This window comes from Pedobacter sp. UYEF25 (assembly GCF_054061655.1).
The window spans coordinates 136,217-150,084 of sequence record NZ_JBSSEL010000001.1 but is presented as its reverse complement, the minus strand read 5'-3'; the positions used below and the strand labels follow the sequence as shown (position 1 = coordinate 150,084).

Here is a 13,868-nt window from a genome sequence, read left to right as displayed (position 1 = left end):
ATTAGATGGCAAATCATTATTACAACGCGGAAGATTTAGGTAAATTTGGAAACATTGGCGAATATCAAAAGCCATTGGCCGATAAATTCTTCGACTATTATGGCGAAGTGTTCAAGGACGCAGCATTAACGGCAAAAGAAAAATCTTTAATTGCGTTGGCCGTTGCGCATGCCGTTCAATGTCCGTATTGCATAGATGCGTATAGCAGTGATGCTTATGAAAAGGGGTATAGCGAAGCACAAATGATGGAAGCCGTGCATGTTGCCGCGGCCATAAAAGGTGGTGCTGTGTTGGTTCATGGCGTGCAAATGATGAATAAAGTGAAGGAAATAGCAATGTAAATGATAAAATCTTTAAAAGTATTACAGCATCATTTATCAATACCTGAAAACCAACTTGCCGTTTTAGAAGATTCTGGTAAACATAAGCATGAATCTTTTAGGGCAAAAGCCGCAAACATTGGATTGCTGCCATTGAAAGCTACTGGCGTTGAGGTTTTTCAGGTAAACATGGGAAAGATGTGCAATCAGGTTTGCAAACATTGTCATGTCGATGCCGGGCCTGATCGGAAGGAGATTATGACCATGGAGGTAATGACACTTTGTTTAGATGTTTTGGCACACGAAGACATCAAGATTGTAGACCTTACAGGTGGGGCACCAGAACTCAATCCAAACTTTAGATGGTTTGTAGAAGAAATTAGAAAACTTGGGAAACACATTATTGTTAGGTGCAATCTAACAATCATTTTGGCCAATAAGCGGTTTAAGGATTTGCCAGAATTTTTTAAACTTCATCAAATAGAGGTAGTTTCTTCGCTGCCTAGCTTTACCAAAAATCGCACAGATAGGCAACGTGGAGACGGAGTTTTTGACGATTCTATCAAAGCTTTACAAATGTTAAACGAGGTTGGATATGGAAAGCCAAATACTGGCTTGATTTTAAATTTAGTCTACAATCCGGCAGGTGCATTTTTGCCTCCACTGCAAGAAGCGCTGCAGAAAGAATACAAAATAGAGTTATATAAATTATACGGCATTGTATTTAATCAACTGTTTGCCATTACAAATATGCCCATAAGCAGGTATTTGGATTATTTGCTTTCTTCTGGAAATTATGATGGCTATATGGAAAAATTGGTGAATGCCTTCAATCCGACGGCTTTGGCCAATGTAATGTGTAGAAATACCATTTCGATTGGGTGGGATGGCTATTTATTCGACTGTGATTTCAATCAGATGTTAGATTTGAAGGTGGATGTAAAATTTACAAAACATTTAAGGGATTTTGACCTTAATTTATTAAATAATAGGAATATCATTCTCGGTCAGCATTGTTATGGCTGCACAGCAGGTGCCGGTTCTAGTTGTGGAGGTGCAGTTGCAGGTTAAAACAAATTTCATCTCCTCGCCGATCGATGCACTGATCATTTTTGTGAGGCATCCGGAGTTGGGAAAAGTAAAAACTAGATTGGCCGCATCCATAGGCGATGAAAAAGCTTTGGTGATCTACCAAAAGTTGCTGCGACACACGTTTACAGTTACTAAGCCACTTACGGCGGCAAAGTTTGTTTTTTATGCTGAGACTATCCAAAAAATGGATCTATGGAATGAGCAAGGTTATTGGAAATGTAAGCAAAAGGGCAGAGATTTAGGCGAAAGAATGAAACATGCATTCTCTTTCCTTTTCGATCAAGGTTTTAAGCGCGTAATTATTATCGGAAGCGATTGTTACCTATTAACAAGCAGGACCATTCTGGATGCTTTCGAAATGTTGTCAACCCATCAAATGGTAATTGGACCTGCCGAAGATGGAGGCTATTATTTACTCGGAATGACTAAATTATATCCCGAAGTTTTCGAAAATAAAATTTGGAGTACAGATCAAATTGCAGCTCAAACCATTCAAGATGCTAGGAAGATGGGTGTTAAATTCAGCTTACTAACAACGTTATCTGACGTGGATGAATTTGACGACTTGGCGAAAAGTGGCTTATAGCAAAATGACTATGCTACCGCCAATAATAAGTAATCCGCCTATCAAAGTTTTTACTTCTATAGGTTCTTTTAGGATTAAAAAAGCCAAAGCCATTGAAATGGCTACACTCATCTTGTCTATAGGAGCAACTTTAGAAACCTCGCCGGTTTCTAGTGCTTTAAAGTAGAAAATCCAAGAAAGTCCGGTCGCTACTCCGGAAAGACCCAAAAAAAGCAGGTTATTTTTAGTGATCGTCTTTAATTCACTGACTTCCCCGCTTGCCAAAACAATTCCCCAGGCGATAAATAATACCACAACAGTTCTAATTGCGGTGGCTAAATTCCCGTTAATTCCTTTTATCCCTAACTTGGCTAAGATGGCTGTCGCGGCTGCAAAAAATGCCGCTAAAACGGCGTAGAGTTTCCACATGTTTTGTTTAGATAAAGAAACTATTATAAAAAAATACAAGGACAACTTTAGCACTTGGCTTTATTGCTAAGCACTGCCTTGTAGTGTTATTTAGCAAATATATACTTTATCTCGTGTCGATGCGATAGGAAAAGTCCACCTATATGAGACATTTAACGCTCATTAATATTCAATGTCCGAAACACCTTTGGGGCCTAACGACAGTAAACATTTGCTTGCCAACAAAACCTGCGGCTACAACATTTAGAATCCGATCAACTCAAAATAAGCCACTTAACTTATTTTTTAGCACAGGTGTTTGGATCTAATAATCACGAATTTCAACTTCATTTCAATTTTTTGGAATGGAAACTCCACTGGCTTTATCGCTGCTCAAGTTTCGTAAAAATCACCAAAAATTTATCGGCTAGGGAAAAAATGTTTCTTTACTTTTGAAAATGAAAATTTTATCGGACAATAATAACTCAAAAACCTTGGTTGGTTTAATTTCGATCATTATTTTAATACGTATTATTTTCATCTTTTGCATGGGGCCAATGCCTCAAGATGCTTACTATTTCTTTTACAGCCAGCACCCAAGTTTATCGTATTTCGATCACCCTCCAGCCATCGCGGTAATTCTCAGGTTTTTCACCTCGATTTTCGGTAACAACACGATCGCAATTAAGCTTGCAGATTCCGTTACTACTTTAGGAACAGTGTGGGTTTTTTATCTACTCGCTCAAAAATTCTATAAAAAGGATCAAGCACAAAAGGCGTTGTTATTGTTACTGTCAACGCTAATGGTTAGCATCCTTTCCTTAATTTCCACACCTGATAGTCCGCTGTTGTTGTTTTGGGCTTTATCGCTTCTTTTTTTATATAAAGCTATTTTTGAGCATAAAATTTGGTTTTGGATCTTAACTGGCATAGCGATGGGACTTGCTTTTGACAGTAAATACACCGCTGTTTTTCTTCCTTCTGGAATGATTTTATTTTTGCTTTTAAGCAATAGCAAACGTAAATATTTGACGACCATTTGGCCATATCTGGTTTGTGTTTTATTTGTTATTGTCGCGATGCCAGTGATTATTTGGAACGTCGACAATCATTTTGCTTCTTTTGTGTTTCAAGGGAGAGAGCGGATGCAATCGGTTTCTGGATTTCATTTAACGCCGCGCTTTTTCTTCGGTTTGGTTGGAACGCAACTATTCCTGTTAATTCCAATTTTATTTATAGCCCTTTTTTACGGGCTTTGGAAAATTTTTAATACTTACAAACATTCCTGGCGCAAACTGCCCAGTGACCTTTTATTTTTACTCTGTTTTTTTCTCCCTGTTTTTTTGGTTTTCATATTGTTGTCGCCCATTTATTGGATTAAAATAAATTGGTTAATGCCTAGCTATATTGCCGGGATTATTTTTGTAAGCAGTTACATATCTGATAAATGGCTAAAGTGGCAGATCGTTATTTCTGTGATCATTCACGTGGCCATGGCTGTAGAAGTTTTGTTTTACGTGGTGCCTGTAAGAAGCGATGATACTTGGTTTGGATGGAAAGATTTATCAACACAAACGCATACGATCGAAAAGCAGCAGGGTGCCGATTTTATATTTTCTGCCGACGGTTATAAGACTTCTGCAGAACTTAATCTTTTTTCTGATCATTTTATCTACGGTCAAAATGTAATTGGAGATCCAGCTTTGCAATTTGATTACATCGGCACAGACTTAAGCAAGTTGAATGGCAAAACAGGGGTTTTTATCGACTCAGAACCGCGCTTTAAAGATTTAAATAAAGCAGCATTTATTCCTGAAAAGTTAAATGCCTACTTCAAAACCGTGAAGCAATTAGATCCAATTTTAATCTCTAAAAACGGAAAGGTAGTGAGGAAGTTTAATGTTTTTCTTTGCGAAGATTATCATTTTATTCCGCCGGTAGGAGTAATTGAAAATAAACCTTAGTTGGTGCGCAAATAGATACTTTTGCTTATGCAAAATTTGCTCTTTGGGAAGTTAAGTTTGAGCATTTCAGATTTAGATAACGCGGATTTTCCAATCCCTATAGCCAAATTTTCTTAAGGGATTACAAATAGCTGGCTATCATGTGTTAGACATGACCCTGCGGAGCATATCGAACAGCGGGTTTAAATGTTAAATAACTGATTTACAACCTATAAATTAATTATTTGAAGCCACAAGCATTGGTGATTTCTAAAAGCAGATTAACTTCTTTTTCTTTACCAGTATTTAATTTCTCTCGTTTCGTTGTAAATTGATGAGAACTTTTTTTGGTCTGGCGCATAAGTTTTCATCGAAACATCTCGCTTATTCCAATTGCCATGACTATCGTACACATAAGCAAATTTCGATTCTCTAATTAACTTGCTACCGTTATAGATTTTAACATCAATTGGGTTATACAACTGATCATATTTGGTTTCTTCATCCATTTGCTTTATTAAATCTCGCGAAACGGTATAAATTCGTATTTTAAAAATATAACCGTTTTTCCACTCGATTTCACTAACGCGGGTTGTCCCCATAAATTTATAAGAGTACCCAACCAATTCGCCTTTCTTGGTGTACTTAGATTCTGCCACGTAAACAGGCTCCTTATTATTTCCCTTTAGTTGCGTCTCGGAAATGATTTTTCCTGTACCATTTAATCTATAAATGGTGTTACTTACTATAGAATCATTTTCTCGACCGTCTACTTGTTTAACAATTTTACCTTTGTCGTTAAGATAAATGGTAACCGTTTGTTGTGAACTGTTATTTATTAATATGTTTTTTTTCTCTGTTTTGTTGATTGTATCTCTCTTGCTTGTTATAGTATAATGCGTGTTTGTGGGTTTATTTTTAGAGGTAGTTTTATTGTTGAAGTGTGTCTCATCGTATTCCAGATGATTACTTTCTGTCAGTATGCCCTGAACGTCGAAATAGAAAATTTCTTTTACGGAACCAAAATCTGTAAATTTTTCCTTAAGTGTTATAATTGCCTTATCATCATTGTGGTCTTTTTGAAAAACCGTTTTGTAGGTTTCGATTTCCTTTACTTTTCCGTAAAGGTTTTTTTCCTGCCAAGCATTTTTAAAATCAGCGTACACTGGTTTTAAACCGGTCGGCATTTCTGTTTTTCTGCCACAGCTAAAAAGAATAATTGGCCACAGGTAGAGAACGTAGGAGTTTTTCATTTTAATTTGGTTGGAAGCAGATTATTGAAGCAAATACAGCGTTACAAATATCATTTTTCCAAACAACCTATATTTGGTTGGCTTAACGCAATTTTGTTAATCTTTGATCCGCTAGTGTATTATTGCCTCAATCGCCTTTTCTCGCGCGGTCGTATGCTTATGCTTAAAAAAAATCATAAATAAAACAGCAATAATCAATGCATAAATGGTGAAGGTAAGCCAAATGTCTCGCCAGTCTTTCATTAAAATCGGCTGACTAAAAAAGCCATTGTTTGCAATGCTTACACCCTGTTGCTTAATGAAAGATTGGAGGTGATTGTTGCTCGGTTCTGAGCCTACAAATTTTGCCATAGATTGTACTGTAGAAAAGGATTTGGTGAAATATCGATCTATCATCCAACCCGAAACCAAACTACCGAAAACCGCGCCGAAACCGTTAGTCATCATCATAAACAAACCTTGCGCAGAAGATCTAATTTTTGGTGCCGTAGAGGTTTCCACAAATAAAGAGCCTGAAATGTTGAAGAAATCGAAAGCCATGCCATATACAATACAAGAGAGTATGATCATCCATAAACCTCCACCAGGATTTCCATACGCAAACAGACCGAACCGGAGCACCCATGCAAACATTGCAATAACCATCACATTCTTAATTCCAAACCGCTTAAGAAAAAACGGAATTGCCAAAATAAATAGCGTTTCCGAAATTTGAGAAATCGACAAGATCATTGTGGAATACCTAATTACAAGGGAATCAGCGTATCGTGGAAAATCTTTAAAACCGTCTATAAAAACATCTCCATACATATTAGTAAGCTGCAATGCGCCACCCAAAAACATGGAGAAGATAAAGAACAGAGCCATTTTATAATCGGCAAAAAGTTTAAAAGACTCCAATCCAAATTTCTGCGCGAGTGTATTTTTTTCTGCACTCAGGTTTGCAGGTCGGCATTTCGGTAAAGTAAAACTATAAAAACCCAAAATTAAGGCCGCTACCCCTGCAATGTAAAACTGCATTGCACTTGCCTTACTGCCCGTTGCGTTTGTGGCAATCATGGCTACAATAAAACCTATGGTTCCCCAAACCCGAATGGGAGGGAAGTCCTTCACTACATCTAATAACTTAGATTTCAAGGTGGTGAAAGAAATAGAATTACTTAGCGCAATAGTGGGCATATAAAAGCACATGGCTAAAAACATCACCCAAAAAAAATCACCCGGTGTAGTTACCTGTGGAATGTAAAATAATACTGCCGCATACAAAAGGTGCAAAATTCCATACAAACGCTCGGCGTTAATCCATTTATCTGCAACAATGCCCATTAAGGTTGGCATAAATAAAGACGCGAAACCCATGGTGGCGAAAATAGCCCCGAATTGCGTTGCATCCCATCCTTTTGTGTTAAACCAATAGTTTGCAATGGTAATCAGCCATGCGCCCCATACAAAGAATTGCAGGAAGCTCATCACCGTTAGGCGAAACTTAACATTCATGTTTTGTTCGATTTTGAAATAAAATTTGAATATAGAATTAATTTAAAGTAAAATCTAAGAATGGTGTCTTTTTCGTCTTACTTAACTGGTTTCATCACCTCCCGATTGGTTTTATAGCTTCAAGGAGTCTTTAAATCCCAGAATGAATTTAGACTGACGGTCCACGTTATGGTTTTGTTTTCTCGGCGTTCTAAACGATTATATCTTCAAGCTAAATTCGTTTTTGCGTAGTGTTGCCAAATTGTCTGAACCTGGAGCCGGGAATCTGGGATTTAAGTAGAGAGTTTTTAGATGGTTTGTGTGTTCCCCTGAAGAGGGTCGCGCTTTACGTTTCAATCTTTTTGCTCGTTCCTCACAAAAAGGTTTTCCACTCCAATCGCTAACCGTAAAATCCGATATGCTCCCAAGCGCTAACGATGGGAATGGCATCTTTAATTGGCGCCTAAAGCCAATTAAAGTATAATGGACAGCGTGTTAAAGCGCACTAATAAATATCAACATCATGAACGTTAGAAAATTCAATGAGTTTTTAAATAATTTGGGCGTTCCCCTGAAGAGGGTCGCGCTTTACGTTCCAATCTTTTTGCTCGTTCCTCACGAAAAGGATTTCCAGGCAATCGCCACCGCAAAATTAGAGATCAGAGGTCGGGTGTATTCGATCAGCAAAAAGTGGCTTGTCGGTCGAGAAAATAGCAAATGCTTCACGTCAAATTTGATGCACAAAGCTGTCTGATAAAAATCAATAATTTTGAAGCTTTTCTATGTATTTTATATTAAAAAATTTAAAAAAAATTTTATTTAAAATATCATTTTGCATTCCTCTTACTCAGCTCATCTCTAAAACGCGCGGCCTTCTCATAGGCCTCAGCGGCGATGGCTTCTTGAAGTTGGTGTTGCAACTCTTCTAAAGTCAAATGGCTTAAACCCTGCTGTTTATTTTTTGTGGGCAAACTATCTGCATCTGGTTCTTTGGCAATATTATCCAAATTCTCTAAGAACAATAAATCGCTGCCTTCAATCAACAGTCCAGCAGATCCCAAAATAAATTCATAGGTGTAAATCATAGCGTTAAATCGCACGGCAAGCGCTATCGCATCTGATGTTCTCGCGTCGATCTCTTTTACATTTTTTCCATCAGTACAAATCAATTTTGCAAAAAACACACCATCTACCAAGTTGTAAATAATTACTTCTTGGATGTCTATGTGAAAAGTCTCTGCAAACGACTTAAAAAGGTCGTGTGTAAGCGGACGAGTTGGCGTCATTTTCTCAATTTCGATGGCAATTGCTTGGGCTTCAAAGGCGCCGATAATGATGGGAAGCCTGCGCCTACCATTTACCTCGCCTAACACCAATGCATACGCGCCAGTTTGAGTTTGACTATAAGATAAGCCAACAATATCGAGTTTTACTTTCTTCATTTTTTGGTGTGCTTAAAATACACAAATGGATTAAAATTTTGTGAATTTAAGATTGGTGTGCTTTCAATGTTGCTATCAAACGAGGAACGATGTCAAATGCATCGCCAACAATTCCATAATCAGCTACTTTAAAAAATGGTGCTTCAGGGTCTTTGTTAATCACCACAATTACTTTCGAGGAACTAACGCCAGCCAAATGTTGTATGGCACCAGAAATGCCAATGGCAATGTATAAATTCGGACTAATTGAAATTCCCGTCTGACCAACGTGTTCTGCGTGTGGTCTCCAATCTGCATCGCTAACGGGTTTTGAGCATGCCGTTGCAGCACCCAATAGGCTAGCCAATTCTTCTATCATTCCCCAATTTTCTGGTCCTTTTAAACCTCTTCCTGCAGAAACTACAATTTCGGCATCGGGTAGGGAAACTTTATCTGTTGCCCTGACAATTTCCTTAATAACCGTGTTTAGATCAGATTGATTTATATTTGCAACAAAATCTTCAATAGTTACTTCACTAGCACTTTCTTTCGTGCCAAAAGCATTCGGATTTAGTGCAATAACCTTATTGTCTGCTACGAGTTCGGTCATGGCAAATGCCTTACCAGAAAATGCCGTTTTTTTAACGATAAACTTGCCGTCGGCCACTATCGGAAGTTCTACTGCGCCATCTGCCAACCCGGCTTTTAATTTTACTGCAATTCTTGGTGCCAAACCTTTCCCGGTAAAGGAATTGGAAAGAACAACGATTGTTGCGTTTTCTTTGTCTGCAGCTGATGCGATTACGCTTGCATAGGCTTGGTTTACAAAACTTTTTAACTTATCTGAGGAAACATTTAATATTTTTGTAGCCCCATACCTACCAAGTTCCCTTAATTCATTTTCTGCAACATCGCCAATAGAAATGGCTGTTAAATAGGTAGACTGCTGATCTGCTATTGCTTTAGCGTAGGAAACCGCCTCAAAAACAGACTTCTTAAATTTTCCTTCTGCTTGTTCTACATAAACTAATACGCTCATATTTATTTATCTTTTTCGGTTGTTTAATCGCTTTTTGCGGATGACCGTTGGAATTTTTAAAAATTTTAATTCAGACTTAATTTTTGGTTTTTACTTTAAACCTTAAATAACCTTCGCTTCACTGTGTAACAGGTCAATTAATTTTTCTGCATCGTCAAATGGGATCAATTTTACGGCACCCCTCGGGGCAGGTAAATCAAACTTAACAATTTCACTTACTACTTCTATTTCTACAGGCTCAACTACGATTAGGGGTTTGCTTCTAGCGCTCATTATCCCGCGCATATTTGGGATTTTGGGTTCTGCAACACCTTCTGCGCAGCTTGCAACAAAGTTACCAGTAACATTTACGACTTCTTTTCCGCCTTCAACTTCACGCTCCAAAACTGCTATTCCATCCTCCAAGGTTAATTTTTTAATGATAGAAATGGACGGAAGGTCTAAGAATTCACCTATCATCGCAGCAACTTGGTTTCCGTTGTAATCAATTGATTCTCTGCCGGTTAAAATCATGTCGAAATCTTTACCTTTTGCATACGCCGCAATTTGCTTCGCAACAAAATAGGCATCGCGCGGCGCGGCATTAATTCTTACTGCATCGTCTGCGCCAATTGCCAAAGCTTTTCTAATGGTTGGCTCGGTAATCGCTTCGCCTACATTTACGACGGTAACAGAACCGTTTCCACCTTCTGTTAGCATGATGGCTTTTGCCAAAGCAATTTCATCGTAAGGGTTGACTATAAATTGAACGCCAGAAGCGTTGAATACTGTATTATCGTTGGTAAATGTTATTTTTGTAGTCGTATCCGGTACGTTACTTATACAAACTAATATTTTCATAGGAATCTTATTTTTTATATAAATGGCCTTGCCGCAAATTTAGTTAAAAAAGCAATCAAACAAAATGTCAGCTACCCGATTAAGCAAGTTATTACAATTTATGGAGCAGGATCCTAATGATTCATTTATACTATATGCCATCGCAACCGAATATAATAACCTAAACAACACAGCTGAGGCTCTTCAGTTTTATTTAAAACTTATCGCCGAACATCCAACTTATGTGGGTACCTATTACCATTTAGGCAAATTATATGAAAAGCAGAACGAAACCGACCAGGCGATAGGTATTTATCAGCAAGGAATGCAGATCGCAGAACTTAAAAGAGATATGCACGCGCTTTCAGAACTTCGTTCTGCCTTTAATACTGCATCTGGGTTAGATTACGAGGACGATTGATGTTACAAGCATTTTTTTTTAACACGTTGATTTGCCGAACTAACCCACAAATTTGCGGAAATCAAAAAATGAACTACATTTGGTCGACAGACAAAATTTAGCGCCAAAAATATGCGCAGTTTTTCTGCCAATAAGTAATCCCGAAAATCTTGTCATGCAACCGAATTCCATCGCTGTAAAAAAACAACTGCTTTTTATCAAAAATGTGGTGCTGTTTACTTTCAGTTCTTTCGGTGGCGCTCAGGCACACCTGGCCTTATTGCTAAAATATTTTGTGAATCAAACAAAATTTATTTCTGCAGAAGAATTATTAGAACTTAATGCATTGGCGCAAGTACTGCCTGGTCCAGCAAGTACCCAAACCTTGGTGGGCATCGCATGGAAAGTGGGTCGTCTAAAACTTGCGCTGATTACGTTTGTCATCTGGATTACGCCAACCGCAGCCATTATGACTTTTGCTGCCATCAGTTACGCAATGGTTGGTCAGAAAGCACATTTCGCAGATGTGTTAAAATATATCCAGCCTGTTGGTTTAGGTATCGTTGGCTATGGCGCTTTTAAACTTGCAAAGAAAATTTTAGTTACGCAAATGCCCATTTTTTTAGCGCTTGCAGCGGTTATTGCCACTTTAGTTTTAAAGAATGCCTATGTTTTTCCACTTGCCATTCTTATTGGAGGCATGATCTCGTCTGCCATAGAAACGCCAAAGGAGGAAACAGAGTTGAGAGTAAAACTTTTTTCTAATGTAAATCCAAAAAAGCTAGTGTATTTTTTAGGTGCCCTGTTGCTTTTCGCGCTTGTTGGTGCCGTTATAAACAGAACTTCGCCCTTTAGTTTGCCAATACGTTTATTAGAAAACTTTTACCGCAACGGTATTTTGGTATTTGGCGGCGGACAAGTTCTTGTGCCGTTAATGTTTACGGAATTTGTACAAATGAAGCATTACCTTGATTCTGCCGGATTTTTGTCTGGATTTGCCATACAACAGGCTTTACCCGGGCCAACTTTTTCTTTCACCAGTTATTTAGGCGCTCTCAGCATGAAAAATTTTGGTTATGGGATTTCAGGACAGGTACTTGGAGGAATTGTCGGCGTTTTAGGGATTAATCTGCCAGGTTTAATTTTAGTACTATTTATCGTTCCATTTTGGGAAGATCTAAAGAAAATTTCTAGAATTAGACACAGCTTATCGGGAATAAACGCAGTTAGTGTTGGCTTTATGATAGCCGCGTTCATTTTATTACTTACCCCTATTGGCCTAAATTGGATGTTTCTTGCTGTTATGTTACTGACTTTTTTATTATTAAATTACACCAAAATAAGTCCGCCAATAATTGTAGTGTTGGCTGTTGCGCTAGGGTATTTTTTCTAAAAAAATCTCACTAAAGCTTTAATAAGCTTGCAAGACAACCTTTTTTGCAATCAAAAAATTTCAATAACCCACTTTCATCTAGATAGCAAAGATCAGGTAAGAGGTTTTTAGAAAGGTGCTCCATCATCGCTATAATCATCCATTTTAGACGGACGAATGATTACATTGCTTTGCTTCTCAAAATCTTGCGAGGGGTACATGCCAGATGACGGGCTATCCATGGAGAAACTGTTTGGTGTACTAAAATCATCTTCAAGATCCATAAACTTAACAAATTTACCAACAAATTTGAGGGGTACAATTCCAGTTTCACCGTTTCTATGTTTTGCGATGATTATCTCTCCGATTCCCGCTTGAGAACGTCCTTGTTCGTCTTCGGTGATTCCATAATATTCTGGTCTGTATAAAAAGAGTACCACATCTGCATCTTGTTCAATTGAGCCTGATTCACGTAAATCTGACAACATTGGCCTCTTTCCATTTGGTCCAGGCCTGCTTTCCACTGCTCTACTCAACTGAGAAAGTGCAAGTACTGGAACTTCCAATTCTTTTGCGACAGACTTTAACGCTCTAGAGATGCTACCAATTTCTTGCTCGCGATTTCCACCGCCTTTTTGGTTCTCACCTTTTCCATGCATTAATTGCAGATAATCTACAATAACCATTTGAATGTCATACTGAGCTTTTAGCCGTCTACATTTCGCCCGAAATTCAAATATATTTAGTGCGGGCGTATCGTCAATTAATAGTGGCGCATCGCTTAATTTTTTAATCTTGCTGTGCATCTGTTGCCATTCCCACTCCGCCAAATTGCCTTTTCGTATTTTTTCTTGTTCTATTTCGGCTTCGCCAGAAATTAGCCGATTAACCAACTGTACCGACGACATTTCTAACGAGAATACAACAACAGGCTTTTGAAAATCTACGGCTGCATTGCGTGCACAGGTAAGCACAAAAGCTGTTTTACCCATTGCAGGACGAGCCGCAATGATCACTAAATCTGATTTCTGCCAGCCACCAGTAATTCTATCCAAACCTGTAAAACCTGATGGAACTCCGGTCAAACCATCTGTTTTGGTGCGCAACTCTTCCAACGTGGCAAGAGATTGTTTGATGATCTCGTCCATCTTTTGCGTATCTCTTCGCAGGTTGTTCTGAGCAATATCAAACAGGTTTTTCTCAGCATGATCTAACAGGTCAAAAATATCCGTGGTATCTTCATAAGCGTTGCTAATAATTTCCGTGGAAATTCTAATGAGTTCTCGCTGAATGTATTTTTGGGAGATAATCCGAGCATGGTATTCTATATTCGCGGCAGAAGCAACGCGATTGGTTAAATTCGTTATGTAATAGGCACCACCAACCATTTCTAGGCTTCCGATTTGTCTAAGCTCTGCAGTAACGGTTAAAATATCAACAGGTTTAGATTTCTGAAAAAGAGAGTGAATGGCCTCAAAAATTTTTTGATGAGATTCTTGATAAAATACTTCTGGCTTTAATATATCAATAACAGAGGAAAGTGCGTCTTTCTCAAGCATCAATGCGCCTAAAACTGCTTCTTCCAAATCTAGTGCCTGAGGTGGTATTTTCCCATTTCCGCCTGTTTGCGGATTGCTTAACCTGCCTTTACGCGGACTGAAATTAACATTTCCAGATTGTTCCTTATCGATACTCATATACAAAAGTAAACAAAACTTTGCCGCCTTGTTTCAATAAGTTGTTAGTTATTGTTAACAAAT

Annotated in this window: 14 protein-coding genes; 7 read left to right on the top strand and 7 right to left on the bottom strand. The window is 38.2% G+C overall.

The features are described 5' to 3' along the window. The first annotated feature begins 5 nt into the window (after positions 1-5). Genes ACVWYG_RS00620 through ACVWYG_RS00610 form a run of 3 tightly spaced genes read left to right on the top strand, consistent with a single transcriptional unit; the run spans position 6 to position 1,998 of the window. A complete protein-coding gene (locus ACVWYG_RS00620; RefSeq protein WP_457268185.1) occupies positions 6-341 on the top strand; it encodes an arsenosugar biosynthesis-associated peroxidase-like protein in 336 nt (111 codons plus the stop codon). Next, entirely contained in the window at positions 342-1,391 is a 1,050-nt protein-coding gene (gene arsS / locus ACVWYG_RS00615; RefSeq protein ID WP_457268184.1) for an arsenosugar biosynthesis radical SAM (seleno)protein ArsS, read from the top strand. Further along, positions 1,339-1,998, top strand: a complete 660-nt coding sequence (locus ACVWYG_RS00610; protein ID WP_457268183.1) for a TIGR04282 family arsenosugar biosynthesis glycosyltransferase — start codon at positions 1,339-1,341, stop codon at positions 1,996-1,998. The genes arsS and ACVWYG_RS00610 overlap by 53 nt, the downstream gene beginning before the upstream one ends. On the opposite strand, the gene ACVWYG_RS00605 is transcribed toward ACVWYG_RS00610, so the two are convergent. After that, a complete protein-coding gene (locus ACVWYG_RS00605) occupies positions 1,993-2,406 on the bottom strand; it encodes an EamA family transporter (protein ID WP_457268182.1) in 414 nt (137 codons plus the stop codon). The genes ACVWYG_RS00610 and ACVWYG_RS00605 overlap by 6 nt on opposite strands. A 437-nt stretch (positions 2,407-2,843) precedes the next feature. Between ACVWYG_RS00605 and ACVWYG_RS00600 the strand changes: the two genes are divergently transcribed. After that, positions 2,844-4,349, top strand: a complete 1,506-nt coding sequence (locus ACVWYG_RS00600) for a glycosyltransferase family 39 protein (RefSeq protein WP_457268181.1) — start codon at positions 2,844-2,846, stop codon at positions 4,347-4,349. 275 nt (positions 4,350-4,624) lie between these two features. On the opposite strand, the gene ACVWYG_RS00595 is transcribed toward ACVWYG_RS00600, so the two are convergent. Beyond that, on the bottom strand, positions 4,625-5,581 hold the full coding sequence (locus tag ACVWYG_RS00595) for a hypothetical protein (RefSeq protein ID WP_457268180.1): 957 nt from the start codon (positions 5,579-5,581) through the stop codon (positions 4,625-4,627). A gap of 111 nt (positions 5,582-5,692) precedes the next feature. After that, positions 5,693-7,078 carry a nucleoside permease gene (locus tag ACVWYG_RS00590; protein ID WP_457268179.1) on the bottom strand — a complete coding sequence of 462 codons (1,386 nt, stop codon included), beginning with the start codon at positions 7,076-7,078 and terminating at the stop codon, positions 5,693-5,695. Positions 7,079-7,580: 502 nt separating this feature from the next. Between ACVWYG_RS00590 and ACVWYG_RS00585 the strand changes: the two genes are divergently transcribed. Then, positions 7,581-7,811, top strand: a complete 231-nt coding sequence (locus tag ACVWYG_RS00585) for a hypothetical protein (RefSeq protein WP_457268178.1) — start codon at positions 7,581-7,583, stop codon at positions 7,809-7,811. Positions 7,812-7,884: 73 nt separating this feature from the next. Here ACVWYG_RS00585 and ACVWYG_RS00580 read toward each other — a convergent pair whose 3' ends face one another. From ACVWYG_RS00580 to ACVWYG_RS00570, 3 genes are all read right to left on the bottom strand, one after another. After that, the gene (locus tag ACVWYG_RS00580; RefSeq protein ID WP_457268177.1) at positions 7,885-8,499 is read right to left on the bottom strand and encodes a bifunctional nuclease domain-containing protein; all 615 of its coding nucleotides are present in this window, start codon (positions 8,497-8,499) and stop codon (positions 7,885-7,887) included. 46 nt (positions 8,500-8,545) lie between these two features. Beyond that, on the bottom strand, positions 8,546-9,517 hold the full coding sequence (locus ACVWYG_RS00575) for an electron transfer flavoprotein subunit alpha/FixB family protein (RefSeq protein ID WP_457268176.1): 972 nt from the start codon (positions 9,515-9,517) through the stop codon (positions 8,546-8,548). Positions 9,518-9,619: 102 nt separating this feature from the next. Continuing rightward, on the bottom strand, positions 9,620-10,357 hold the full coding sequence (locus ACVWYG_RS00570; protein ID WP_457268175.1) for an electron transfer flavoprotein subunit beta/FixA family protein: 738 nt from the start codon (positions 10,355-10,357) through the stop codon (positions 9,620-9,622). Positions 10,358-10,421: 64 nt separating this feature from the next. Here ACVWYG_RS00570 and ACVWYG_RS00565 point away from each other — a divergent pair, with 64 nt between their 5' ends. Both ACVWYG_RS00565 and chrA read left to right on the top strand, forming a co-directional pair. After that, the gene (locus ACVWYG_RS00565; protein WP_457268174.1) at positions 10,422-10,757 is read left to right on the top strand and encodes a tetratricopeptide repeat protein; all 336 of its coding nucleotides are present in this window, start codon (positions 10,422-10,424) and stop codon (positions 10,755-10,757) included. Between the two features lie 154 nt (positions 10,758-10,911). Then, complete coding sequence (gene chrA, locus ACVWYG_RS00560) at positions 10,912-12,129, top strand: chromate efflux transporter (protein ID WP_457268173.1); 1,218 nt, start codon at positions 10,912-10,914, stop codon at positions 12,127-12,129. Positions 12,130-12,236: 107 nt separating this feature from the next. Here chrA and dnaB read toward each other — a convergent pair whose 3' ends face one another. Continuing rightward, complete coding sequence (gene dnaB, locus ACVWYG_RS00555) at positions 12,237-13,805, bottom strand: replicative DNA helicase (RefSeq protein WP_457268172.1); 1,569 nt, start codon at positions 13,803-13,805, stop codon at positions 12,237-12,239. Positions 13,806-13,868: the final 63 nt, after the last annotated feature.

Coding starts and splice junctions, on each gene's coding strand:
- ACVWYG_RS00620 (WP_457268185.1), top strand. CDS start 6: ATGGCAAATCATTATTACAACGCGGAAGATTTAGGTAAATTTGGAAAC.
- arsS (WP_457268184.1), top strand. CDS start 342: ATGATAAAATCTTTAAAAGTATTACAGCATCATTTATCAATACCTGAA.
- ACVWYG_RS00610 (WP_457268183.1), top strand. CDS start 1,339: ATGGCTGCACAGCAGGTGCCGGTTCTAGTTGTGGAGGTGCAGTTGCAG.
- ACVWYG_RS00605 (WP_457268182.1), bottom strand. CDS start 2,406: ATGTGGAAACTCTACGCCGTTTTAGCGGCATTTTTTGCAGCCGCGACA.
- ACVWYG_RS00600 (WP_457268181.1), top strand. CDS start 2,844: ATGAAAATTTTATCGGACAATAATAACTCAAAAACCTTGGTTGGTTTA.
- ACVWYG_RS00595 (WP_457268180.1), bottom strand. CDS start 5,581: ATGAAAAACTCCTACGTTCTCTACCTGTGGCCAATTATTCTTTTTAGC.
- ACVWYG_RS00590 (WP_457268179.1), bottom strand. CDS start 7,078: ATGAATGTTAAGTTTCGCCTAACGGTGATGAGCTTCCTGCAATTCTTT.
- ACVWYG_RS00585 (WP_457268178.1), top strand. CDS start 7,581: ATGAACGTTAGAAAATTCAATGAGTTTTTAAATAATTTGGGCGTTCCC.
- ACVWYG_RS00580 (WP_457268177.1), bottom strand. CDS start 8,499: ATGAAGAAAGTAAAACTCGATATTGTTGGCTTATCTTATAGTCAAACT.
- ACVWYG_RS00575 (WP_457268176.1), bottom strand. CDS start 9,517: ATGAGCGTATTAGTTTATGTAGAACAAGCAGAAGGAAAATTTAAGAAG.
- ACVWYG_RS00570 (WP_457268175.1), bottom strand. CDS start 10,357: ATGAAAATATTAGTTTGTATAAGTAACGTACCGGATACGACTACAAAA.
- ACVWYG_RS00565 (WP_457268174.1), top strand. CDS start 10,422: ATGTCAGCTACCCGATTAAGCAAGTTATTACAATTTATGGAGCAGGAT.
- chrA (WP_457268173.1), top strand. CDS start 10,912: ATGCAACCGAATTCCATCGCTGTAAAAAAACAACTGCTTTTTATCAAA.
- dnaB (WP_457268172.1), bottom strand. CDS start 13,805: ATGAGTATCGATAAGGAACAATCTGGAAATGTTAATTTCAGTCCGCGT.